This is a genomic window from Phreatobacter aquaticus (assembly GCF_005160265.1).
In the GTDB taxonomy this organism is placed as follows: Bacteria; Pseudomonadota; Alphaproteobacteria; order Rhizobiales; family Phreatobacteraceae; genus Phreatobacter; species Phreatobacter aquaticus.
The window spans coordinates 3375912-3396420 of sequence record NZ_CP039865.1 but is presented as its reverse complement, the minus strand read 5'-3'; the positions used below and the strand labels follow the sequence as shown (position 1 = coordinate 3396420).

At 65.0% G+C, this 20509-nt stretch carries 28 protein-coding genes and 1 pseudogene; 2 read left to right on the top strand and 27 right to left on the bottom strand.

The genetic code is table 11. From position 1 onward, the window contains the following. Positions 1-4: 4 nt before the first annotated feature. From E8L99_RS16015 to E8L99_RS15970, 10 genes are all read right to left on the bottom strand, one after another. Positions 5-931: a hypothetical protein gene (locus tag E8L99_RS16015; protein WP_137100487.1), complete on the bottom strand. Its 927-nt coding sequence runs from the start codon at positions 929-931 to the stop codon at positions 5-7. 72 nt (positions 932-1003) lie between these two features. Then, on the bottom strand, positions 1004-1789 hold the full coding sequence (locus E8L99_RS16010; RefSeq protein ID WP_137100486.1) for an ATP12 family chaperone protein: 786 nt from the start codon (positions 1787-1789) through the stop codon (positions 1004-1006). Between the two features lie 27 nt (positions 1790-1816). After that, positions 1817-2476: an HAD-IA family hydrolase gene (locus tag E8L99_RS16005; RefSeq protein ID WP_137100485.1), complete on the bottom strand. Its 660-nt coding sequence runs from the start codon at positions 2474-2476 to the stop codon at positions 1817-1819. 70 nt (positions 2477-2546) lie between these two features. Then, positions 2547-2975: a hypothetical protein gene (locus E8L99_RS16000; protein ID WP_137100484.1), complete on the bottom strand. Its 429-nt coding sequence runs from the start codon at positions 2973-2975 to the stop codon at positions 2547-2549. An 84-nt stretch (positions 2976-3059) separates the two neighbouring features. Further along, positions 3060-3287: a hypothetical protein gene (locus E8L99_RS15995; RefSeq protein WP_137100483.1), complete on the bottom strand. Its 228-nt coding sequence runs from the start codon at positions 3285-3287 to the stop codon at positions 3060-3062. Between the two features lie 28 nt (positions 3288-3315). Beyond that, complete coding sequence (locus E8L99_RS15990) at positions 3316-4926, bottom strand: RluA family pseudouridine synthase (protein ID WP_137100482.1); 1611 nt, start codon at positions 4924-4926, stop codon at positions 3316-3318. Continuing rightward, on the bottom strand, positions 4923-5306 hold the full coding sequence (gene crcB / locus E8L99_RS15985) for a fluoride efflux transporter CrcB (protein WP_137100481.1): 384 nt from the start codon (positions 5304-5306) through the stop codon (positions 4923-4925). The genes E8L99_RS15990 and crcB overlap by 4 nt, the downstream gene beginning before the upstream one ends. A gap of 64 nt (positions 5307-5370) precedes the next feature. After that, complete coding sequence (locus E8L99_RS15980; protein WP_168201698.1) at positions 5371-6150, bottom strand: glutathione S-transferase family protein; 780 nt, start codon at positions 6148-6150, stop codon at positions 5371-5373. Positions 6151-6236: 86 nt separating this feature from the next. Beyond that, complete coding sequence (locus tag E8L99_RS15975; protein ID WP_137100479.1) at positions 6237-7538, bottom strand: replication-associated recombination protein A; 1302 nt, start codon at positions 7536-7538, stop codon at positions 6237-6239. 1 nt (position 7539) lies between these two features. After that, positions 7540-8958 carry a Do family serine endopeptidase gene (locus E8L99_RS15970; protein ID WP_137100478.1) on the bottom strand — a complete coding sequence of 473 codons (1419 nt, stop codon included), beginning with the start codon at positions 8956-8958 and terminating at the stop codon, positions 7540-7542. 172 nt (positions 8959-9130) lie between these two features. Between E8L99_RS15970 and cnbZ the strand changes: the two genes are divergently transcribed. Together cnbZ and E8L99_RS15960 are read left to right on the top strand one after the other, a co-directional pair. After that, positions 9131-9877 carry a 2-amino-5-chloromuconate deaminase CnbZ gene (cnbZ, locus tag E8L99_RS15965; RefSeq protein WP_137100477.1) on the top strand — a complete coding sequence of 249 codons (747 nt, stop codon included), beginning with the start codon at positions 9131-9133 and terminating at the stop codon, positions 9875-9877. Beyond that, entirely contained in the window at positions 9874-11055 is a 1182-nt protein-coding gene (locus E8L99_RS15960) for a YbfB/YjiJ family MFS transporter (RefSeq protein WP_137100476.1), read from the top strand. The genes cnbZ and E8L99_RS15960 overlap by 4 nt, the downstream gene beginning before the upstream one ends. A gap of 89 nt (positions 11056-11144) precedes the next feature. Here E8L99_RS15960 and rplQ read toward each other — a convergent pair whose 3' ends face one another. From rplQ to rpsQ, 17 genes and pseudogenes are all read right to left on the bottom strand, one after another. Next, positions 11145-11564, bottom strand: coding sequence for a 50S ribosomal protein L17 (gene rplQ, locus E8L99_RS15955; protein ID WP_137100475.1), 420 nt, complete (start codon positions 11562-11564; stop codon positions 11145-11147). Between the two features lie 55 nt (positions 11565-11619). Beyond that, positions 11620-12657 carry a DNA-directed RNA polymerase subunit alpha gene (locus E8L99_RS15950; RefSeq protein WP_391527495.1) on the bottom strand — a complete coding sequence of 346 codons (1038 nt, stop codon included), beginning with the start codon at positions 12655-12657 and terminating at the stop codon, positions 11620-11622. 119 nt (positions 12658-12776) lie between these two features. Continuing rightward, entirely contained in the window at positions 12777-13166 is a 390-nt protein-coding gene (rpsK, locus tag E8L99_RS15945; protein ID WP_137100473.1) for a 30S ribosomal protein S11, read from the bottom strand. 90 nt (positions 13167-13256) lie between these two features. Next, on the bottom strand, positions 13257-13625 hold the full coding sequence (rpsM, locus tag E8L99_RS15940) for a 30S ribosomal protein S13 (protein WP_137100472.1): 369 nt from the start codon (positions 13623-13625) through the stop codon (positions 13257-13259). A gap of 202 nt (positions 13626-13827) precedes the next feature. Then, on the bottom strand, positions 13828-14409 hold the full coding sequence (locus E8L99_RS15935; RefSeq protein WP_137100471.1) for an adenylate kinase: 582 nt from the start codon (positions 14407-14409) through the stop codon (positions 13828-13830). Next, positions 14406-15737, bottom strand: a complete 1332-nt coding sequence (gene secY / locus E8L99_RS15930) for a preprotein translocase subunit SecY (RefSeq protein WP_137100470.1) — start codon at positions 15735-15737, stop codon at positions 14406-14408. Before secY ends, E8L99_RS15935 begins: the two co-directional genes overlap by 4 nt. 208 nt (positions 15738-15945) lie before the next feature. Next, positions 15946-16422 (bottom strand): 50S ribosomal protein L15, encoded by a 477-nt coding sequence (rplO, locus tag E8L99_RS15925; protein WP_137100469.1) that lies wholly within the window; start codon positions 16420-16422, stop codon positions 15946-15948. Positions 16423-16427: 5 nt separating this feature from the next. Beyond that, complete coding sequence (rpmD, locus tag E8L99_RS15920) at positions 16428-16610, bottom strand: 50S ribosomal protein L30 (protein ID WP_137100468.1); 183 nt, start codon at positions 16608-16610, stop codon at positions 16428-16430. 10 nt (positions 16611-16620) lie between these two features. After that, positions 16621-17169, bottom strand: coding sequence for a 30S ribosomal protein S5 (rpsE, locus tag E8L99_RS15915; protein WP_137100467.1), 549 nt, complete (start codon positions 17167-17169; stop codon positions 16621-16623). A gap of 36 nt (positions 17170-17205) precedes the next feature. Further along, entirely contained in the window at positions 17206-17568 is a 363-nt protein-coding gene (gene rplR, locus E8L99_RS15910; RefSeq protein ID WP_137100466.1) for a 50S ribosomal protein L18, read from the bottom strand. A gap of 48 nt (positions 17569-17616) precedes the next feature. After that, positions 17617-18150 carry a 50S ribosomal protein L6 gene (gene rplF / locus E8L99_RS15905; protein ID WP_137100465.1) on the bottom strand — a complete coding sequence of 178 codons (534 nt, stop codon included), beginning with the start codon at positions 18148-18150 and terminating at the stop codon, positions 17617-17619. Between the two features lie 35 nt (positions 18151-18185). Beyond that, positions 18186-18583, bottom strand: a pseudogene (gene rpsH / locus E8L99_RS15900) (30S ribosomal protein S8). A gap of 16 nt (positions 18584-18599) precedes the next feature. Then, positions 18600-18905: a 30S ribosomal protein S14 gene (gene rpsN, locus E8L99_RS15895; RefSeq protein WP_137100464.1), complete on the bottom strand. Its 306-nt coding sequence runs from the start codon at positions 18903-18905 to the stop codon at positions 18600-18602. 56 nt (positions 18906-18961) lie between these two features. Further along, positions 18962-19519 carry a 50S ribosomal protein L5 gene (rplE, locus tag E8L99_RS15890; protein ID WP_137100463.1) on the bottom strand — a complete coding sequence of 186 codons (558 nt, stop codon included), beginning with the start codon at positions 19517-19519 and terminating at the stop codon, positions 18962-18964. Further along, positions 19512-19829, bottom strand: coding sequence for a 50S ribosomal protein L24 (gene rplX, locus E8L99_RS15885; protein WP_137100462.1), 318 nt, complete (start codon positions 19827-19829; stop codon positions 19512-19514). Before rplX ends, rplE begins: the two co-directional genes overlap by 8 nt. Further along, the gene (gene rplN / locus E8L99_RS15880) at positions 19829-20197 is read right to left on the bottom strand and encodes a 50S ribosomal protein L14 (protein ID WP_038312231.1); all 369 of its coding nucleotides are present in this window, start codon (positions 20195-20197) and stop codon (positions 19829-19831) included. The genes rplX and rplN overlap by 1 nt, the downstream gene beginning before the upstream one ends. Before the next feature lie 75 nt (positions 20198-20272). Then, on the bottom strand, positions 20273-20506 hold the full coding sequence (rpsQ, locus tag E8L99_RS15875) for a 30S ribosomal protein S17 (protein WP_137100461.1): 234 nt from the start codon (positions 20504-20506) through the stop codon (positions 20273-20275). Positions 20507-20509 lie beyond the last annotated feature (3 nt).

Here is a 20509-nt window from a genome sequence, read left to right as displayed (position 1 = left end):
GGTTTCACGCCGGAATAGTCTTGCCCTGATTGTACTTCCACAGCGCGATAGCCGCACCGAGCGTGGCCACGCCCGCGACGAGGACGCTGAGCGGTGTCGCGCCGAGTTTCTCGAACCATTGGGTATAGAAATGGATCGCGCCGAAGACAGCGGCGAGATTGAGCACCCACGGCCGATTGGCGCGCGCGGCCCAGCTTCCGGCGCCGACGATGGCGACGACCCAGAGGATGGAGAAAATCCAGGCCGGAATGCCGAAGCCGGCATCCGGCCCAAGGAAGCGCAGGCGGTCGCCCCAGAGCGAGCCGATCCAAAAGCCGAAATTGATCAGCAGCAGGGCCGTTCGCGCCGCAATGATCGCCAGACGCTCCATATCCGCTTTCAGGCGCTTCGACAGGTGATAGAGCCCCAGAGCCAGGGCCGAAAACAGCAGGACGGTCAGGAACGGCTGCTGGATGCCCAGCGAATAGGTGGCGTGCCAATAGGTGGTCGACGCGCCAAGAGCGGCGGACAAGGCGATGACCGCAAGCGCCATCAGCAATCCGCTACGCGCCAGGATCGCTGTCGCGGAAAACAGCAGCGTGATGCCGAAGAATGTCAAAGGTGAACCCTTGGTCAGCGCAATGATGCCGCCGGCAAGGATCAGGGCGCCCGACAACAGGCAGATATTGGCGAAGACGGCCCAGTTCCGCTGCCCTGTCAGGATCATGCCAAGGCCGACCATGCCAACCATGCTGCCGATGACGCTGGCAACGCTTGGCACCGGGAACAGGCCGAGAATGCCGCAGGCCACGGCGACCACGCCAAAGCCGACCAGAATGTTGATGGCGAGCGAGCCTGTGCTTTCGGCAGCGAGCCCCTTGAGGCGTGCCGCCTCCTCGGGTGTCAGCCGGCCATCCTCGACCAAACGTGCCAGATCGAGCGTCACCTTCATCGCAAGGTCTCCCTCAGGCCGCTCTTAGCTGCCGATCAAGGCGAGATGAGGCCTGCGAGTTTCCAACCCATGTCACAAGGACGACAGGACCTTTGCCGCAGCCGTCATTTCGGCGTGGCGGACGGCACGACGTGCGGCAGCCTCATCGTCGTGCCCCCAGGTGTCGCGCTGGAAATCGTCGTCGACATGGGCCGCATCGAAAGCGGCATCTGCTGACATGAAACCGCGCTGGACGGCGATCGCCAGCAGGGCGGAGCCGGTCAGCGTGGTGATGACGCTCATCGCGCCGATGCGCCACGCGTCTCGCGGAAGCGCGGCCCGGACCGCAGCGATCGAGGGTTCCGGCTGTTCGACAAAGACGATGCCCTCGGACAGGAAGAAGCGCGCGCCGATAGTTTCGCGCAGGAATGTCAGGACCGGATCCCAGGCTGCGGCCTGCCGCTCGACCAGGCTCTGCGGGCGGTCGGCGCGGTAGCAGAGCAGATCGGACCCAGCATATTTGACGATCTCCTCGGCAACCGCTTCCGGCACCTCGGTCACGCCCTCGATGATCGCATTGACAATGCGGGTGAGCGGCATGGTGGCCGGGTTGATATGAGTGACCTGGGCCTGCCATTCAGCGGCAACTGCCTCGGCCAGCGCCGCAGACGGCATGGCGACGAGCTTGCGGCCGGGCGTCTTGGCCTTGCGGCCATCCAGCGTCAGCGCGAAGGCGCCATCGGTCTCGGCATAGCTCGCCACCTCGTAGAACCGCTTGGGCAATTGCGGCTTCATGGCGAGACTGGCGGCTGCCACGGGATCGTAGCCTGCGGGGTCCAGGCCCTTGGCGAACCAGTCGTCGAACACAGATTTGCTCATGGCGCTGGCCTTAGCATCCAGGCCGGATCAGCGCCACAGGTGGTCGAGGGTCGCAGGCAATTGCGCGAACTGGTCGAGCACAATGCGGGCGCGCGTGGCGTGCAGGGCCTCGACGGGATGATAACCCCAGGCGACACCGATCGCGGCGACGCCGGCAGCCTCTGCCATCTGCATGTCGAAGGTCGTATCGCCAATCATCACCGTGTCGGCCGACCCGATGCCCACTGCCGCCATCGCCTGCTCGATCATGCCGGGATGCGGCTTGGAGGGGGCATCGTCCGCGGTCTGAATGGTCGAGAAATGGTCGTAGATTCCGTGATGGCCGAGCACCAGCCGAACACCGCGCTGTGACTTGCCAGTTGCGATGCCAAGGATGACGTCGCCGCTCGCCGCCAGTGCCTCAACCACCTCGCGGGCGCCGTCATAGAGCGGCTCGGTCACCAGGCCGCCGGCGCGCAAGTCGTGAAACGCGTTCTTGTACCCCTCGACAAGCACCGGCACATCGGGATCGTCCGGCGCGGTCAGGGCCTCCAGCGCTTCGGTCAGCGACAGGCCGACAATGCCGAGCGTCGCCGTACGCGGCGGGGGTTCGCGATTGAGGCCTTCAAAGGCCTTGTTCATGGCCGCGACGATGATGTGCTGGCTGTCGACCAGCGTGCCGTCGCAGTCGAAGATCACGAGCTTCACGTCAAAACGCTCCGGGGGGGTGCCCGGAGCGCTTCAACCACTGGCATCCTGCTGTCAAGCTGGAGCGTCATCAGGCTCCCCGGCGGCAAGCCTGGATGGCCTGGCGGAACTCCGGCGTGCGCGGCATCAGGCCCTGGGCCCGGACCGTCTGGCGGCACTGGACGATGCGGGCGAGATCAGGCCGGCGGGCCTGGAGGCAGTCGAGAACAGCTGCGCGCACTTCCGGTCCACGGGCGCCACGGGCACGCGCATCCTGGCGGCAGTTCTGCCGCTCGGCGCGCAGCTCGGGATTGCCGGCCAGTTGAGGAAAACGGGTCTGCATGCACTGGCGGACGGCAAGCCGGCGCTCGGGGCCAACGATGCCGCGCGACGCGGCCTCCTGGCGGCACTGCATGCGGGCGGCCTGGCCATCGGTCATGGGCGCGCCGGGCATCGGCTGAGCGAGGGCCGGCACGGCGGCCAGCACGGTGATGGCGAAAGCCTGGATCAGACGCTTCATGGAATATCTCCTCTCTGGATGACGCGAACGGGAGAAGATGCTTCGCGTGTTGCCGTTGAATGGCGGGTGAACCGAGCGTTCAGTTCAGCCGAGGCGCTTCTCGAGCGCCTCGACCCGCACGGCGAGTTCGGCGATCCGCCGCTCGCTTAGGTCGTTGCCCCGCTTAAGCTCGGCAACCAGCTCGGCCATGGCCTTGGCGTCACGGCCGCCGCCGGGCACGGTGCGAATGACCCGGCGAGTGACCACGATGATCAGCCAGACAATCACGCCGAGAATGGCGGCGGTCAGGTAGATCGCGGCATTCATCGTCATGGTGAGGCCCCCTCGCCCGCCCGTCGTCTTATTCCTCGGGCGCCTCGACGATCGGATCGTAGCGCGTCACGTCCCAGCCCATCAGATTGAAAGTCTGTTCCATATGGGGCGGCAGCGGAGCCGACACATCGATCGTGCCCTTTCCGCGGGGGTGCGGCACGACGAGGCGGCGGGCGTGCAGGTGCAGCTTGTCCTGCAGGCCGCCAGGAATTTCCCAGTTCTCGATCTGGAAATATTTGGGATCCCCGAGAATCGGGTGACCGATCTCGGCTGCGTGGACGCGCAGTTGATGGGTTCGGCCGGTCACCGGCTTGAACGACAGCCAGGCGAGCTTCTGCGCCATGGTCTCGATGACGGCATAATAGCTCACCGCATGGCTTGCGCCCTTCTCGCCATGCTTGGCGATGCGCATGAAGCTCTCGTCCTCGCGCTCTTCCTTGGCGAGGAAGGTGGAAACGCGCCCCTGCCGGGGCTTCGGAACGCCGGCGACGACAGCCCAGTAGATCTTGCGCGCCGAACGCGTGCGGAAGGTCTTGGCGAGCGCTGCTGCGGTGAAGCGGTTCTTGGCAATCAGGATGCAGCCAGACGTGTCCTTGTCGAGCCGGTGGACGAGACGCGGCCGCTGGCCCTCCTCGTCGGTCAGCACGGCCAGCATGCCGTCCAGATGCTTCTTGGTGCCGGATCCACCCTGCACCGACAATCCCGCCGGCTTGCAGAGCACAAGCACGTCCTGGTCCTCGTAAAGCGTGATGGAGGCCAGAAAGCCCTTTACGTCCTCGCCGACCTTGGCGCTCATCGGGCGCTGGGCCTCGATCTTGAGCGGCGGCACGCGCACGGCCTGGCCGGGTTCGAGCCGGTCCTTGGTCTCGACCCGCTTGCCGTTAACGCGCAATTCGCCCTTGCGGACGATGCGCTGGATGTAGCTGAACGAGAGCTGGGGAAAACGCGCCGCGAGGAAGCGGTCGACGCGCATGTCGTCCTCGTCATCGGTGACGGTGAGCGTCTGGACGCCGGTCTGCAGCGTCTCGGTCGCAGCAGCCTTCAGCTCGGCCTTGGTCGGGCCGGTCGGAGCAGCGGGGCGCCGCGGCTCGGCTGCGTCTTCCCGGCCGCGGCTGGCTGGACGGGCAGAGCGCGAACGGTCGTCGTCACGACGGCGCGGTTCGCGCGGCGGTCTCGGCTCGCGTGGTTCCCGGGGCTCGCGCGGCTCTTCGAGCGCGCTGATGTCCAGGTCCTGCTCGGGCGACCACTCGGGCTCGCGCACATCCCATTCGGAATCGCGGGAGCGGCGCGGCGAGCCATCAAAGCTGCGCAGTTCGGCTTCCGTCGGCCGGGCGCCCCTGGTGCGCGGCGGCAGGCGAACCTCCTCCTCGCGGGAGCGCGAGGCCGGGCGATCATCGTCGCGGCGAAAGCGCGGCGCTGGCCTGTCGTCATCCCGACGGAAACGCGGAGCCGGACGATCCTCATCGCGGCGGAACCGTGGCTCGCCCTTGGCGCCGGCCGGACCGCGCTTGGCCGGCCCGCCGTTGCGCGGCGCGCCTGACCGTGACGCGCCGGACCTTGGGGGCCCGGACCGCAATCCGCTCTTGCCCGACGGGCCCGAACGACCGGAACCGGGAGGCCTTCCGCCCTTGCCCTTCATGACAAACTCCTCATCAGGGCGAGGCCGAGCGCGAGCGCCGCGATCGACAGAACCACAGAGGCCACCACATAGAGCCCTGCGGTTGCATAGTCACCCCGCTCAATGAGCAAGACGCTATCCAAAGAAAAGGCCGAGAACGTGGTGAAGCCGCCGAGAATGCCGGTGGTGAGGAACAAGCGGACGTCCTGCGACCACGGCACATGGGCCTTGAAGGCGAGCCAGCCGACAATCACGCCCATGAGAAACCCGCCCACGACATTGACGATGAAGGTGGACGCCGGAAGATACAGGCCGAACACCTTCGGTGCCCAGATGTTGACGCCATAGCGCAGCGTGCCGCCAATGCCGGAGCCGAGGAAGACGAGAAGTGCCTTGGTCATGACGTCTTGTCCGAGCCTTCAAGTAGGGACGTGACGAGCACAGGCCAACCATTGCGGCCAGGGCTCAGCCGAACAACTGCCTCAACATGCGAAGCGGATGAAGCTTCGTCCACAGGTCAGCGGCGTGATGGCTCGGCCGAGCGGACATCGCCGCCTCGTAACGCGCAAGCGAGGGACGCCGCGTGACAGCCTCTGCCCGGCCAACGAACCGCATGCGGGCGAGGAAAACTGTCCAGACCACATCCGCAGGACCATAGGCTTGGCCGTCAAGGAAAGACCTGCCGTCGGCCAACGCAGCGTCAAGCTGATCGAGGAGGCTCTCGGCCTCGGCCAGACGGTGCGCAAACAGACCCACCACCGCCGATGGATCGAAGGTCTCGATGCGTTCGGCGAAGCGCTCGGCCCGATGGCGGTAACGCTCCGCCAGATCGGGATGGGCCTCGGCCAGCGTCAGCAGGCGGGCATGGATCGACACCAGAGTGCGTGGGAAGAAGCGCCGGGCCAGCGGATTGGTCGCCATCAGGCGGCCCATCGTCAGCTCCTCGATGGGGAACGCGTAGTGCTTGTCGACCCAGGCTTCACTCTCCGCACTCGCGGGCAGGCTGGCAAAGGCCTCCGCCAGAATCAGGCGGCTGTCGGCCAGGATCCGGCCAGGCCAGGCCAGGGCCGGCACGGTCATGTCGGGATTGATGCGGACATAGTCCGGGTCGAGCTGCTGCTTCCTGCGGTGGATGTCGAGCCTGACCGGCTCGAAGGGCACTCCCGCCTCGATCAGTGCCAACCGGGCGATCATCGAGTAATAGGAGGGCGCCGCATGATAGAGCCTGGGAACCGGAGCCGTCATGTGTTCACCCTGCCGACTCGGTCGCTGACCTGAAAGCGTGCTCATTCTAGCCGCCGGCTACAGCCGTCACAAACGACGCAGCAGGCTCAGCCACGCTCCTTGCGCAGCTTGGCCCACCATTCCATGCGCTTCCTGATCTCGCGCTCGAACCCGCGTTCGACCGGGTCGTAAAGGGATTGGCGGCCGATCGCCTCGGGCCAGTAATCCTGGCCGGAAAAGGCGTCAGGCTCATCGTGGTCATAGCGATAGCCACCGCCATAGCCTTCGGATTTCATCAGCTTGGTCGGCGCGTTGAGGATGGTCTTCGGCGGCATGACACTGCCGCGCTCCTTCGCCAGCGCCATCGCTTTCTTCCAGGCGGTATAGGCGGCGTTGGATTTCGGCGCGGTTGCGACATAGAGAACCGCATTGGCCAGCGCGAGCTCGCCCTCGGGGCTGCCAAGAAAATCGTAGGCGTCCTTGGCCGCATTGGCGACGACGAGCGCCTGCGGGTCGGCGAGCCCGATATCCTCCACCGCCATCCGCACGACGCGGCGCGCGATGAACAGCGGGTCCTCGCCAGCATCCAGCATGCGCGCGAGGTAATAGAGCGCCGCATCAGGATCGGAGCCGCGCACCGTCTTGTGCAGCGCGGAGATGAGGTTGTAGTGCCCCTCCTGCGCCTTGTCGTAGATCGGCGCACGGCGCTGAACGATCTCCGAGAGGCCCGCCGTGTCGAAGGTCTCGCCCTCGCCTGCTGCCCGCCAGACTTCCTCGGCAAGGGTGAGAACGGCCCGGCCATCGCCATCCGCCATGCGGACGAGCGCGGCGCGGGCGTCCTCATCGAGCGGCAGCGGATGCTCGACCTCAGCCTCGGCCCGCACGAGGAGTTTCTCCAGCGCCTCGTCGTCGAGGGACCGGAAGGTCAGCACGCGCGCACGAGAGAGAAGCGCGGCATTGAGCTCGAAGGACGGGTTCTCCGTGGTGGCCCCGACCAGCGTGACCGTGCCGTCCTCGACCACCGGCAGGAAGGCATCCTGCTGCGACCGATTGAAGCGATGGATCTCGTCGACGAACAGCAGGGTGCCGCGCCCCTGCATCCGGCGGGATCGGGCCTGTTCGAAGACCTTCTTCAGATCGGCGACGCCGGTGAAGATGGCCGAGATCTGCTCGAAGGCGAGATCCGTCTCGCCCGCCAGCAGACGGGCAACCGTGGTCTTTCCCGTGCCGGGTGGTCCCCAGAAGATGAGCGAACCCAGCGAGCGGGTGCGCAGAAGCCTGGTCAGCGCGCCGTCCGGACCCGTCAGGTGTTCCTGTCCGGCCACATCGGCGAGCGTTTGCGGACGGAGACGATCGGCAAGCGGACGCGGGGCCTTGGGATCGGGGCCCGCGGCCTCGAACAGATCCACCTCAGCCGCCCATCATCGAATTGATGACCTGCCCCTGCCGATCGATCTGGAAGCGCCAGAGGCGCGCCCGCTGGGCTGTTGCCTGCTGCAGGTCGCGCGGCGCCTTGATTTCGCTGCCATTGACGCCCAGCACGAAATCGCCCGGCTGCAGGCCGACCTGAGCTGCCGGCGAGCCGGGCTCAACCTCGGTGATGACTACACCCGACAGGCGATGCGAAACGCGCAGCTGGTCGGCGAGCGCCGGCGAAACCGACGACACCGTCGCGCCCTGGAAGGGTGAAATGCCGGTGATCTTCTCAGCGTCGCGCGGGCCAGCCGGGGCAATTTCAAGGGCCACCGGAATGATCAGGTTGCGGCGCTCGCGAGTGACGGCCAGCGTCGCGAGCCCGCCGATCGGGCGGATGCCGAAACGATAGCCGAAGCCGTCCGGGTTCTCGATCTCGCGGCCGTCGACGGCGGTGATGAGGTCGCCGACCCTAAGCCCCGCCTTGGCGGCGGGCGAGTTGGCGACAATGGTCACGACAAGCGCACCGGTCGGCCGCGCCAGCCCGAGGCTTTCCAGAAGTTCGGGACTGACTGTCTGCAAGGTCGCGCCGAACCAGGGCCGCCGGACCGTCGGGCTGCCGGCCCGCGCCGAATCGAGCACGAGGCGCGCCATTGCGGTCGGAATGGCAAAGCCGATGCCGTGGCTGCCGCCGGAGCGTGAGAAGATCGCAGTGTTGATGCCGACGAGATTGCCGGACATATCGACCAGGGCGCCACCGGAATTGCCGGGATTGATGGCGGCATCGGTCTGCACGAAGGACTGGAAGTCGGCGACCCCCACCTGGGTGCGGGCCAGCGCCGAGACGATACCCTGCGTCACGGTCTGGCCGACGCCGAACGGATTGCCGATGGCCAGCACGATGTCGCCAACCTCCAGCGCATCGGAATCGCCGATGGGCAGCACCGCGAGATCGGAGGGCGGGTTGCGGATCTTCAGGATTGCCAGGTCAGTGCGGGGATCGCGCAGAACGATGTCGACCTCGAACTCGCGGCGGTCGGCGAGCGAGATCTTCACCTCCGTCATGTTCTCGACGACGTGGTTGTTGGTGACAACAAGGCCGGAGGCATCGGCGACCACGCCGGAACCGAGCGAACGGGCGACTTCCTCGCGCTGCGGACCTTGCCCACCGCCGCGGTCCCCGAAGAAGCGGCGGAAGATCGGGTCGTCAAAGAAGGCGTTGCGGACCTGCTCGACGCGCGCGCCATAGACATTCACCACGGCCGGCGCCGCTCGCTTCACGACGGGTGCGAAGGACAGCTGCACTTCGGCACGCGAGGATGGTGCCTGGCGCTGCGGCGCCTGAGCCAAGACGAGGGTCGCGGTGGACGCGAGCGCGAGGCTCGCTGCGGCAATCAGGGAGGCAAATCGGGTCATGGCGGGAATATAGCGGCGCCCAACCCTGGCCGGAAGGGCGGCGGCTCAAATGATGTCCGCCCGTCGCGTATCCTGCGATGCCGCACCGGCATGATGCATTCGTGCCGGTTGACCGGTGTGCAGCGAACCGCAACCTTTCATGCCCCTGCCCGCTTCAGCCCAAGGACTGGCCATGACCGCGATTGCCTTCGCTCCCGGGAACTACCGGTTCGTGCCGAGCGTCTTCCAGTACTCGGCGGGCGCTGCCGCCGATCCAGGTTTTCATATCGAGCGGGTGATGTTCCGTGAGCCGGTGCCCCTGAAAGCCGGCTTTGACCTGATCGCCGCGATGATTCGCACCGCAGGCCGGCCACTGACCTCGTTTTGCGCGTGTGAATTGCGCTCACCCGGTCAGTTCAGTGACCAGGGGTTCCGCTCCTTCAACGAAACCTATGTCGAGACACTCCGCGCCTGGGGCCTGTTCGACGGAACAACCAACCCGGTCGCCCGCTCGAATGTCTGTCCCGAAATCGGTGCGCCCACCGAGCCATCGTTCCATGCTTTCTCATTCACCCGCGAGGGGGACGCCGGCGAGCCGAACTTCGTCATTTCAGGTTCCGGCGAAGCGCGTGAAGGCCCCGGCCCCTATGCCGAACGCATCGTGCGCTATCAGGAGACCGGAACCGACGCGCTGACCGAGAAGGCCGTTTTCGTGCTCGCGCAGATGGAAAAGCGCATGGCCGCCTTCGGTCATGCCTGGCGCAACACGACCGCTACCCAGACCTATTGCGTGTTCGACATCCATCCGTTCATGGCGAGCGAGATGGCGCGGCGCGGTGCGGCGCGGGCCGGGCTCACCTGGCATTTCGCCCGGCCGCCCGTGATCGGTCTCGACTATGAGATGGACTGTCGCAGCGTCGCCATCGAGCGTTCGGCGTGACGGTTCAGAACACCCCATCGGTGAAGGGGGCGTTCTGGGGGCCGGTGATCGCGGGCTATTGCGGCCTGCTGGTCGCCATCGGCATGGGACGCTTCGGCTTCCCGCCGCTGATCCCCGCCATGGTGGAGGCCAGCTGGGCCAGTCCGACCACGCTCAACCTGTCGGCGGCGTTCAATCTCGCCGGCTATATGGCCGGCGCCTTGGCATCCATCACGGCCACGCGTCTCCTTGGCGTCCGGGCGCTGATCATTCTCGCCTCCATCGCCTCGGTCGCCGCCTTTGCCTTCTCGGCCATACCGCTCCCGTCGCCCGTCTTCATCGCGCTGCGCACATTGTCGGGTGTGACAGGTGGACTGATGATGATCGTGATCCCGCCGGTCGTTGCATCGACCGTCGCCCCGACCCGCCGGGGGCTCGCAGGAGGCCTGACCTTTGCGGGCGTCGGAACCGGCTTCATGCTGTCGGGTACAGTGGTGCCCCTGTTCGCGGCGCAGGGGCCGGCCGCCGCCTGGCTTGCCTGCACCGCCATCATCGCGGCCGCGGCGATTGCCCTTGTTCTGACGCTGCCCCGAACACCTCCGCCGGAGCCGGCTCAGGTAGGCGCGCAGGCTCCCACCGGTTGGCGCACGTCGCCGGCCTTCATCGGCCTTGCCGCTGCCTATAGCGCGGCAGCTGCCGGCTATGTGCCGCACACCACCATCTTCGTCGACCACGTGGCCCGCGACCTCGGCTACGGCCTGGTGGTCGGCGGATGGATCTGGATCCTTGCCGGTTGCACGGCGGTTGTCGCACCCATGGTGGCGGGCCTGGCTGCCGACAGGTTCGGGTTTGCGCTGTCCCTGAGGGTCGTGGTCGCCCTGATGGCGCTTGGGGCCGCAATCCCCGTGCTTACCAGCCAGATCGTGCTGCTGGGCTTGTCCGCGATGTTGACCGGGGGGCTAATGATCGGCCTTGGCTCGCTCGCCGCCGGGCGAACCCGAGAAATCGTCGGCGCAGAGGCCCACACGCCGGCCTGGGCCCTGCAGACGGTGGTGTTTGCCGCCATGCAGGCAGGTGGCGCCTATTGCTTCACGGCGATTCTGGCCACCACGGGCAGCCATGCCCTCGTCTTCGCCCTGGCGAGCGCCATCATGTTCGCCGGCGTGTCGATTGAGATCGCGACCGCGCGCAGGGCCTGACCACGCCCACGCAAAAAGGGCGACCTGACGGCCGCCCTCAACAGGGCCCGCGCAAGCACGAGCCCTCACTTGCCTTGACGTCTAAGAGATCAGGCCGCGGCCTGCTCCGACTGCGCCTGGACCGGACCGGAATCCTTGCCCTTGGCATCGACGTCGCGATCGACGAACTCGATCACTGCCACCGGGGCGTTGTCGCCATGGCGGAAGCCGGCCTTCAACACGCGGGTATAGCCGCCGTTGCGCGCCTGGTAGCGCGGGCCGATGATCTCGAACAGCTTCTTGACCATGCCGAGGTCGCGCAGCTGGCTGACGGCCTGACGACGGGCGTGCAGGTCGCCGCGCTTGCCAAGGGTCACCAGCTTCTCGACGACGGGACGCAGGTCCTTGGCCTTCGGCAGGGTCGTGACGATCTGTTCGTGCTTGATCAGAGCCGCACACATGTTGGCAAACATCGCCTTGCGATGTTCTGCCGTGCGGTTGAACTTGCGGTGGGCTTTGCCGTGACGCATCGCCGTATCCTCCGGGTGAGCCGCGCGGACCTCACGGTCAGCGGGAAATGTTAAGTCAGTAATGGTCCTCGAAGCGCTTTGCGAGCTCTTCGATATTCTCCGGCGGCCAACCCGTAACCTCCATACCGAGGTGGAGGCCCATCTGGGCAAGCACTTCCTTGATCTCGTTCAGCGACTTGCGGCCGAAGTTCGGAGTGCGGAGCATTTCCGCCTCGGTCTTCTGGATCAGGTCGCCGATATAGACGATGTTGTCGTTCTTCAGGCAGTTCGCCGAACGAACCGACAGTTCGAGCTCGTCGACCTTCTTGAGCAGCGCCGGGTTGAAGGCGAGATCCGGGATCGTCTCCTGGACCACTTCCTTGCGCGGCTCTTCGAAGTTGACGAAGATTTCCAGCTGGTCCTGCAGGATACGGGCCGCATAGGCGATCGCGTCCTCAGGGGTGACCGAACCGTCGGTCTCCACCGTCAGGGTCAGCTTGTCGTAGTCGAGCACCTGGCCTTCGCGGGTCGGCGAGACCTGGTAGGAGACCTTCTTGACCGGCGAGAACAGGCTGTCGACCGGGATCAGGCCGATCGGCGCGTCTTCGGCGCGGTTCTTCTCGGCCGGGACATAGCCCTTGCCGGTGTCGACGGTGAATTCCATGCGGATCGAGGCGCCCTCGTCGAGGGTGCAGATCACGAGATCCGGATTGAGGATGACAACGTCGCCAACCGTCTGGATGTCGCCGGCGCTGACAGTGCCCGGGCCTTCCTTGCGCACGACCATGCGCTTGGGGCCGTCGCCCTGCATCTTGATGGCAATATCCTTGATGTTCAGGATGATGTCGGTGACATCCTCGCGAACACCGGCAATCGACGAGAATTCATGCAGCACGCCGTCGATCTGGACGGCCGAGACGGCAGCGCCCTGAAGCGAGGACATGAGAACGCGACGCAGCGAGTTGCCGAGCGTCACGCCGAAGCCACGCTCAAGCGGCTCGGCGGTGGCGGTCGCAATACGCTTGGGATCATCGCCGGGAACGATGTGGAGCTTCTCCGGCTTGATCAGTTCCTGCCAGTTCTTCTGAATCACGTTGGTAACCTTCGCTGAAATCTGGCCGCTGTCTCGTCCCCTGCAGGACCCTGACGACCGGTTCCTCGACCCGAAGGCGAGGCATGGAACATCCGACGGCTACAGGGCGCGCCGGACGCTGCGAGAGTGAATGCGAATGATCAGACGCGGCGACGCTTGCGCGGGCGGCAGCCGTTGTGCGGGATCGGCGTCACGTCACGGATCGAGGTGACGGTGAAGCCGGCAGCCTGGAGGGCGCGCAGCGCCGACTCACGGCCCGAACCGGGGCCCGAGACTTCCACTTCGACGGTCCGCATGCCGTGCTCGCTGGCCTTGCGGGCAGCGTCCTCGGCGGCAACCTGGGCTGCATAGGGGGTCGACTTGCGCGAGCCCTTGAAGCCCATCGTGCCCGACGACGACCAGGCAATCGTGTTGCCCTGCGCATCGGTGATGGTGATCATGGTGTTGTTGAACGAGGCGTTCACGTGAACGACGCCAGAGGCGATGTTCTTGCGTTCGCGACGCCGAACGCGTGTGGCTTCCTTGGCCATGTTGTCTTGTCCTTGTCCTTCAGGCGCGCCCGTAATGCCAGGCGCTCGGGAGAGCCGGCCGGCGGGTCACCCCGCCCGGCCTGGCCGAAATTACTTCTTCTTGCCGGCGATGGCCTTTGCCGGACCCTTGCGGGTGCGGGCATTGGTGTGGGTGCGCTGACCGCGGACCGGCAGGCCCTTGCGGTGACGCAGGCCGCGGTAGCAGCCCAGATCCATCAGACGCTTGATGTTCATCGACACTTCGCGGCGAAGGTCGCCTTCGACCATGTAGTCGCGGTCGATGGTTTCGCGAACGGCAAGAACCTCGGCGTCGGAGAGCTGGTTGACGCGACGATCGGACGCGATCTTCGCCTTCTCGCAGATCTCGGAGGCGTATTTGGCGCCGATGCCGTGAATGTACTGCAGCGCGATCACAACGCGCTTGTTAGTCGGGATATTGACACCCGCGATACGAGCCATGTCTCGTCTCCATGTAGCCGCGGCAGAGCCGCGAAAGAACTGATGAACCCATGCGTCCGGTGGAGGCCGGCTCATGCACGGTGGTCCGACAAACGAAACACCCCGCCTGCTCACGCAGACGGAGCGAGAGAACCGTCAATCGAACGAGGGGCGGACATAACCGCTAAGCCCTCGTCCGTCAACCCGAAATCGGCAGATGCCGTCAGGCGCCAATGATCCCGGCGATCGCCTTCGTGACGTCGTCGATCGGCGCCATGCCATCGACGGTCTTGAGAGCACCCTTGGAGGCATAGTAACCGGCGACCGGCGCGGTCTGGGCACGATAGGCCTCAAGCCGCTTCTTGAGCGCAGCGGCATTGTCATCAGGCCGAACCGCTTCACCGCGGGCCGTCATCTCGGCGACTCGCTGCTCGATTCGATCGACCAGAATGCTCTCGTCGACCTTGAGCTCGATCACCGCGTCGAGGCTGACCCCGTGATTTGCCAGCATGCCATCGAGGGCCTCGGCCTGAGCCACCGTGCGCGGGAAGCCATCCAGGATGAACCCCTTGGCGCAATCCGGCTGAGCGATCCGATCCTCGATGATTCCGACAACGATCTCGTCGGAGACGAGTTCGCCGCGCGCCATGACATCCTTGGCCTTGATGCCGATCGGCGTACCAGCGGCCACTGCCGCGCGCAGCATATCACCGGTGGACAGCTGGACCACGCCGAGCCTGTCCACCAGACGCTGTGCTTGGGTCCCCTTCCCCGCCCCGGGAGGCCCGAGCAGAATGAGTTTCATCGACGCTTCCCCCGCAATTGCGACTTCTTGACCAGCCCTTCGTATTGATGGGCCAGCAGATATCCCTGCACCTGGGCAACCGTATCCATCGTCACGGTGACGACGATCAGCAGCGAGGTGCCACCCAGCAGATAAAAGCTCTGGCCGAGCTGCGCTATCATCATTTCGGGTATGAGGCAGACAGCCGTGATGTAGACGGCGCCGATCACGGTGATTCGCGTCAGGACATAGTCGATATAGTTCGAGGTCTTCTCGCCGGGCCGGATGCCGGGAATGAAGCCGCCATACTTGCGCAGATTGTCGGCTGTCTCCTGCGGATTGAACACGATGGCCGTGTAGAAGAAGCAGAAGAACACGATCAGCAGAGTGTAGAAGGCCATGAAGAGCGGCTGGCCGTGGCCGAGAAGCTGGGCGGTGAGGCGCAGCCATTCCGGAGGGTTGCTCTGGAATGACAGGGCGGTCGTCGGAAGCAGCAACAGCGACGAGGCGAAGATCGGCGGGATGACGCCGGCCGTGTTCAGCTTCAGCGGCAGATGCGACGAATTGCCTTCGAACACCTTGTTGCCGACCTGGCGCTTTGGATACTGGATCAGCAGCCGACGCTGAGCGCGCTCACAGAACACGATGACCGCAATGGTCACGCCGATCAGCACCAGCAGCGAGAGCAGAAGCGGCGTCGAGATGACGCCCTGGCGGCCAAGCTCGAAGGCCTGAGCCAGCACGCTCGGCAGTTCGGCGACGATGCCGGCGAAAATGATCAGCGAAATGCCGTTGCCGATACCGCGCTGGGTGATCTGCTCGCCAAGCCACATCATGAACATGGTGCCGCCAGTCAGCGTGATGACCGTGGTCATGACGAAGAACAGGCCGGGGCTCGAGACGATCGACCCGGACGACTGGAGGCCGACGCCGATTCCCCAGGACTGGAACAGGGCGAGCACCACCGTCAGATAGCGGGTGTACTGGTTGAGCTGCTTGCGGCCGCCCTCCCCGTCCTTCTTCAGCTTCTCCAGCTCCGGCACCACGGCGGTGAGCAGCTGGATGATGATGGACGCCGAGATGTAGGGCATGATGTTCAAGGCGAAGATCGCCATACGGCTCACGGCGCCGCCAGCGAAGACGTTGAACATGGCAAGCACGCCGCCCTGCGACGACTGGAACACCTGGCGCAGCGCTTCCGGGTCAATGCCGGGAAGCGGGATATAGGTGCCGACCCGGTAGACCAGCAGCGCACCGAGAGTGAACCAGATCCGCTTCTTCAGGTCCTCCGCCTTGGCGAGGGCCCCGAAGTTGAGATTGGCTGCCAGTTGTTCCGCTGCCGATGCCATGGTGGCTCCGATGGATATGTCGCGGGCGCGGGAATAAGCGCCTGGATAAGGTCGCATTCACTTAACTGTCCGCGACGCCAAGCGCCAGTCCCCGAAGGGTCAAGACGCAGGGATCATCGGACGATGTGGATGAATGCCGGACGAAAAAGGGCCGGTCCTGTCGAACCGGCCCCGAAAACTCGTCAGATCTGAGCGACGCCTACGCCGCTCAGGCGGCAGCGTCGGCCTTCGGCTTGATCAGGGTGACGGTACCGCCAGCCTTCTCGATCGCCAGAACGGCACCGGACGACGCACCGTGGACGGTGATCTGGACGGCCGACTTGATCTCGCCGGTGGCGACCAGGCGAATGCCATCGCGCGAACGACGGATCACGCCGGCAGCAACCAGGCCGACCTCGTCGATGGCGCCGGCCTTCAGCTTGCCGGAATCGATGGCACGCTGCAGGCGCTCAAGCGTCACTTCGACGAACTCAAGACGGAAGATATTGGTGAAGCCGCGCTTGGGCAGGCGACGATGCAGCGGCATCTGGCCGCCCTCGAAGCCCTTGATGGCGACGCCGGAACGGGACTTCTGCCCCTTCACGCCGCGACCACCGGTCTTGCCCTTGCCCGAACCGATACCGCGTCCGATGCGCATCCGGCGCTTGACGGCGCCGTCATTGTCTTTGATGTCGGTGAGTTTCATCGTCATCACTCCACCACCTTCACGAGGTGAGCAACCTTCGCAATCATGCCACGAACCGAAGGGGTATCCTCAAGCGTGGCGCGGCGATGGAGCTTGTTCAGCTTGAGCCCGACCAGGGTCGCCCGCTGCGATTCCTCGCGGCGGATCGGCGACCCGATCTGCTCAACAGTCACAGTCTTGTTGGCCATTGTTCAGTCCTCAAACGTCGCCTTCGCCCTGCTCCTGGCGACGGCCCTGAAGGACCGAAACCTTGAGCCCGCGGCGAGCCGCGACGGAGCGCGGGCTGTCCTGGTTCTTCAGCGCGTCGAAGGTGGCACGCACCATGTTGTAGGGGTTCGACGAGCCCATCGACTTCGCAACCACATCGGCCATGCCGAGGGTCTCGAAGACGGCGCGCATCGGACCGCCGGCGATGATGCCGGTACCGGCGGGGGCTGCCCGCAGGATCACCTTGCCAGCGCCATGACGGCCGTTGACGTCATGATGCAGGGTGCGTCCCTCGCGAAGCGCGACGCGAATGAAGCCGCGCTTGGCAGCCTCGGTCGCCTTGCGGATCGCCTCGGGGACCTCGCGGGCCTTGCCGTGGCCGAAGCCAACGCGGCCCTTCTGGTCGCCGACCACGACGAGAGCTGCAAAGCCGAAGCGCTTGCCGCCCTTGACCGTCTTGGAGACGCGGTTGATGTGAACCAGCTTGTCGGTGAATTCGGAGTCCCGCTCTTCGCGGTGACCTTCACGTTCACGAGCCATGATCTGTCCTTTCGGCGGCAAACCGCCCGTGTTCGCTTAGAAGCTCAAACCGCCCTCACGGGCGCCATCGGCCAGCGCCTTGACGCGGCCATGAAAGAGATAGGCGCCGCGGTCGAAAACGACCTCGGTGATGCCAGCCTTCTTCGCGCGCTCGGCCAGGGCCTTGCCGACGGCAGATGCCGCAGCCTGGTCCGCACCGGTCTTCAGCGAAGACTTCATCTCCTTTTCGAGCGAGGAAGCGCTCGCGACGGTCACGCCGTTCTGATCATCGATAACCTGAGCATAGATATGCTTCGACGACCGGAACACGCTCAGCCGCGGACGCCCATTTGCCGCCTGGCGCAGAGCCCGGCGGACACGCGCCTTGCGACGCTCCGTTGCATCCTTCGTATTGGCCATGTGTGGCTCCTCTGAGACGGACCAGCCCCGCGTGGCGGGGCTGACGCCTTACTTCTTCTTGCCTTCCTTGCGGAAGATGAACTCGCCTTCGTACCGAACGCCCTTGCCCTTGTAGGGCTCCGGACCGCGGAATTCGCGGATCTCGGCGGCGACCTGTCCGACCTGCTGCTTGTCCAGGCCGGCGACGACGATTTCCGTCGGCTTCGGCGTGGCAATGGTGATGCCATTGGGCACGGGATAGTTGATGTCGTGGCTGTAGCCAAGGGACAGGTTCAGAACCTTGCCCTGTGCAGCAGCCTTGTAACCGACGCCGGTGATCTCAAGCTTCTTTTCGAAGCCCTTGGTCACGCCGACGATCAGATTCGACACCCGGGTGCGCGACATGCCCCACATGGAGCGGGCGCGCTTGCCCTGGTCGCGCGGATCGACCTTCACGGCATCGCCATTCAGCGACACCACGACGTCTTCCGGGCAGGTAAAGGCGAGTTCGCCCTTGGGACCCTTGACCTTGACGGTCTGGCCGGACACCTGGGCAGTGACGCCCGCGGGAACGGCGACCGGCTTCTTACCGATACGAGACATTGGATTTCGTCCTTGTCTGAGAAGGCTCTGCCCGGTCAGAAGACCGTGCAAAGCACCTCCCCGCCCACATTCTGTTCGCGAGCCTCGTGGTCGGCCATCACGCCCTTGGGGTCGAGATGATCGTGATGCCGAGGCCGTTCGACACGCGCGGTGTGTTACCGACGCCGGCGTAAACGCGGCGGCCGGGCTTCGAGACGCGGGCGATTTCCCGGATAACCGGCTCGCCGTCGAAATACTTCAGCTCGATTTCGAACTCGGAGCGGCCGTTCGTATGGGTCACCGTGAGGTAATCACGGATGTAGCCTTCCGACTTGAGCACTTCGAGAACGCGGGCGCGCAGCTTGGAGCCGGGCGTCGAGACGCGGGTCTTGCGGCGCATCTGCGCGTTGCGGATGCGGGTCAGCATATCGCCGAGCGGATCTGTGAGAGCCATGACTAATTCCCTCCTCTCACCAGCTCGACTTCACGAGGCCCGGAACGAGCCCACGGTTGCCGAGGTCGCGAAGAGCCACGCGGCTCATGCCGAGCTTGCGATAGAACGCCCGCGGACGGCCGGTCACTTCGCAACGATTCTTGATACGGACCTTCGCGCCATTGCGCGGAAGGGCCGCCATTTTCACAGTCGCCGCGAACCGTTCCTCGATCGAGAGGGACTGGTCCATCACGGTCGCCTTCAGCTCAGCGCGCTTCTTGGCGTCGCGCGCAACCATCTTGCGCCGGCGATTGTTCTTCTCGATGGAGCTTTTCTTCGCCATCGGTTTCTCCTGGTTTCCGCGTCTGGGACGGGCTTCTAGCGTTTAAGAAACCCGGCTCACTGCCGGAACGGGAAGTTGAAGGCCGCGAGGAGAGCACGAGCTTCCTCATCGGTCTTGGCGGTGGTGCACACGATGATGTCCATGCCCCACATCTGATCCACCTTGTCGTAGGAGATCTCAGGGAACACGACGTGCTCCTTCAGGCCGAGGGCGAAGTTGCCGCGGCCGTCGAAGCTCTTCGGGTTGAGGCCGCGGAAGTCGCGAACGCGCGGGAGCGCGATCGTGACCAGGCGGTCCATGAACTCATACATACGCTGCTTGCGAAGGGTGACCTTGCAACCCAGCGGCATGTTCTCGCGAACCTTGAAGTTCGAGATGGCCTGACGGGCCCGGGTGATGACGGGCCGCTGGCCCGTGATCAGCGCGAGATCCGCTGCAGCAACCGTCGCCTTCTTGGAATCGGCAGTGGATTCGCCGACGCCCATGTTCACGACGATCTTGTCGATCGCGGGAACCTCGAGGGCGTTCTTGTAACCGAACTGCTCGACCAGCTTCTGCCGGACAACGCTGTCGTAGTGCGCCTTGAGGCGCGGGGTGTAAACCGCCTCAGACATCGATCGTCTCCCCGGACTTCTTCGCCACGCGAACCTTCTTGCCATCGGCAAGGACTTTGAAACCGACGCGGGTCGGCTTGTTGTCCTTGGGATCGGCGACGGCCAGATTGGACAGGTGGATCGGGGCCTCTTTCGAGATGATCCCGCCTTCCTGGGTCTGGCTCTGGCGCTGATGGCGCTTCACGATATTGACGCCGCGCACGAGAGCACGGCTCTCGGTCGGCATGACCTGGATCACTTCACCGCTGCGACCCTTGTCGCGGCCGGTGAGGACAACCACCTTGTCGCCCTTCTTGATCTTGGCAGCCATCACAGCACCTCCGGCGCAAGCGAGATGATCTTCATGTGGTTCTTGGCGCGCAGTTCGCGCGGAACCGGTCCGAAGATACGGGTGCCGATCGGCTCCTTCTGGTTGTTGATCAGAACGGCCGCATTGCGGTCGAAACGGATCACCGAACCATCCAGGCGACGGATGTCCTTGGCGGTGCGAACGACGACCGCCTTCATGACGTCGCCCTTCTTCACGCGGCCACGCGGGATAGCTTCCTTCACCGACACCACGATGATGTCGCCGACATGGGCGTACCGACGCTTGGCGCCACCGAGCACTTTGATGCACATGACGCGGCGTGCGCCCGAATTGTCCGCCACATCGAGATTGGTTTGCATCTGGATCATGACGCAACCTCTTCCTTTCGCGCCCGTCTCGGGAGAACCCGACGGCGGCGCGCTGTTCTAAAACAAGCCGCAGGCTTACGCCTTCGGCAGCACGACCCAACGCTTGAGCTTCGAGATGGGCTTGCCCTCCTCGATGCTCACCACGTCACCCGCCTTGAAGGCATTGCCTTCATCGTGGGCGTGGTAGTTCTTCGACCGACGAACGGTCTTCTTCAGCAGCGGATGGGTGAAGCGACGCTCCACCTTCACCACCACGGTCTTGTCCTGCTTGTCGCTGACGACAACGCCCTGGAGCACGCGCTTAGGCATGGT

Excerpts from the sequence above, each read along its gene's own strand:
- E8L99_RS16015 (WP_137100487.1), bottom strand. The coding sequence starts at position 931 with ATGAAGGTGACGCTCGATCTGGCACGTTTGGTCGAGGATGGCCGGCTG.
- E8L99_RS16010 (WP_137100486.1), bottom strand. The coding sequence starts at position 1,789 with ATGAGCAAATCTGTGTTCGACGACTGGTTCGCCAAGGGCCTGGACCCC.
- E8L99_RS16000 (WP_137100484.1), bottom strand. The coding sequence starts at position 2,975 with ATGAAGCGTCTGATCCAGGCTTTCGCCATCACCGTGCTGGCCGCCGTG.
- E8L99_RS15995 (WP_137100483.1), bottom strand. The coding sequence starts at position 3,287 with ATGACGATGAATGCCGCGATCTACCTGACCGCCGCCATTCTCGGCGTG.
- E8L99_RS15990 (WP_137100482.1), bottom strand. The coding sequence starts at position 4,926 with ATGAAGGGCAAGGGCGGAAGGCCTCCCGGTTCCGGTCGTTCGGGCCCG.
- crcB (WP_137100481.1), bottom strand. The coding sequence starts at position 5,306 with ATGACCAAGGCACTTCTCGTCTTCCTCGGCTCCGGCATTGGCGGCACG.
- E8L99_RS15980 (WP_168201698.1), bottom strand. The coding sequence starts at position 6,150 with ATGACGGCTCCGGTTCCCAGGCTCTATCATGCGGCGCCCTCCTATTAC.
- E8L99_RS15970 (WP_137100478.1), bottom strand. The coding sequence starts at position 8,958 with ATGACCCGATTTGCCTCCCTGATTGCCGCAGCGAGCCTCGCGCTCGCG.
- cnbZ (WP_137100477.1), top strand. The coding sequence starts at position 9,131 with ATGACCGCGATTGCCTTCGCTCCCGGGAACTACCGGTTCGTGCCGAGC.
- rplQ (WP_137100475.1), bottom strand. The coding sequence starts at position 11,564 with ATGCGTCACGGCAAAGCCCACCGCAAGTTCAACCGCACGGCAGAACAT.
- rpsK (WP_137100473.1), bottom strand. The coding sequence starts at position 13,166 with ATGGCCAAGGAAGCCACACGCGTTCGGCGTCGCGAACGCAAGAACATC.
- rpsM (WP_137100472.1), bottom strand. The coding sequence starts at position 13,625 with ATGGCTCGTATCGCGGGTGTCAATATCCCGACTAACAAGCGCGTTGTG.
- E8L99_RS15935 (WP_137100471.1), bottom strand. The coding sequence starts at position 14,409 with ATGAAACTCATTCTGCTCGGGCCTCCCGGGGCGGGGAAGGGGACCCAA.
- secY (WP_137100470.1), bottom strand. The coding sequence starts at position 15,737 with ATGGCATCGGCAGCGGAACAACTGGCAGCCAATCTCAACTTCGGGGCC.
- rplO (WP_137100469.1), bottom strand. The coding sequence starts at position 16,422 with ATGAAACTCACCGACATCAAAGACAATGACGGCGCCGTCAAGCGCCGG.
- rpmD (WP_137100468.1), bottom strand. The coding sequence starts at position 16,610 with ATGGCCAACAAGACTGTGACTGTTGAGCAGATCGGGTCGCCGATCCGC.
- rpsE (WP_137100467.1), bottom strand. The coding sequence starts at position 17,169 with ATGGCTCGTGAACGTGAAGGTCACCGCGAAGAGCGGGACTCCGAATTC.
- rplR (WP_137100466.1), bottom strand. The coding sequence starts at position 17,568 with ATGGCCAATACGAAGGATGCAACGGAGCGTCGCAAGGCGCGTGTCCGC.
- rplF (WP_137100465.1), bottom strand. The coding sequence starts at position 18,150 with ATGTCTCGTATCGGTAAGAAGCCGGTCGCCGTTCCCGCGGGCGTCACT.
- rpsN (WP_137100464.1), bottom strand. The coding sequence starts at position 18,905 with ATGGCGAAGAAAAGCTCCATCGAGAAGAACAATCGCCGGCGCAAGATG.
- rplE (WP_137100463.1), bottom strand. The coding sequence starts at position 19,519 with ATGTCTGAGGCGGTTTACACCCCGCGCCTCAAGGCGCACTACGACAGC.
- rplX (WP_137100462.1), bottom strand. The coding sequence starts at position 19,829 with ATGGCTGCCAAGATCAAGAAGGGCGACAAGGTGGTTGTCCTCACCGGC.
- rplN (WP_038312231.1), bottom strand. The coding sequence starts at position 20,197 with ATGATCCAGATGCAAACCAATCTCGATGTGGCGGACAATTCGGGCGCA.
- rpsQ (WP_137100461.1), bottom strand. The coding sequence starts at position 20,506 with ATGCCTAAGCGCGTGCTCCAGGGCGTTGTCGTCAGCGACAAGCAGGAC.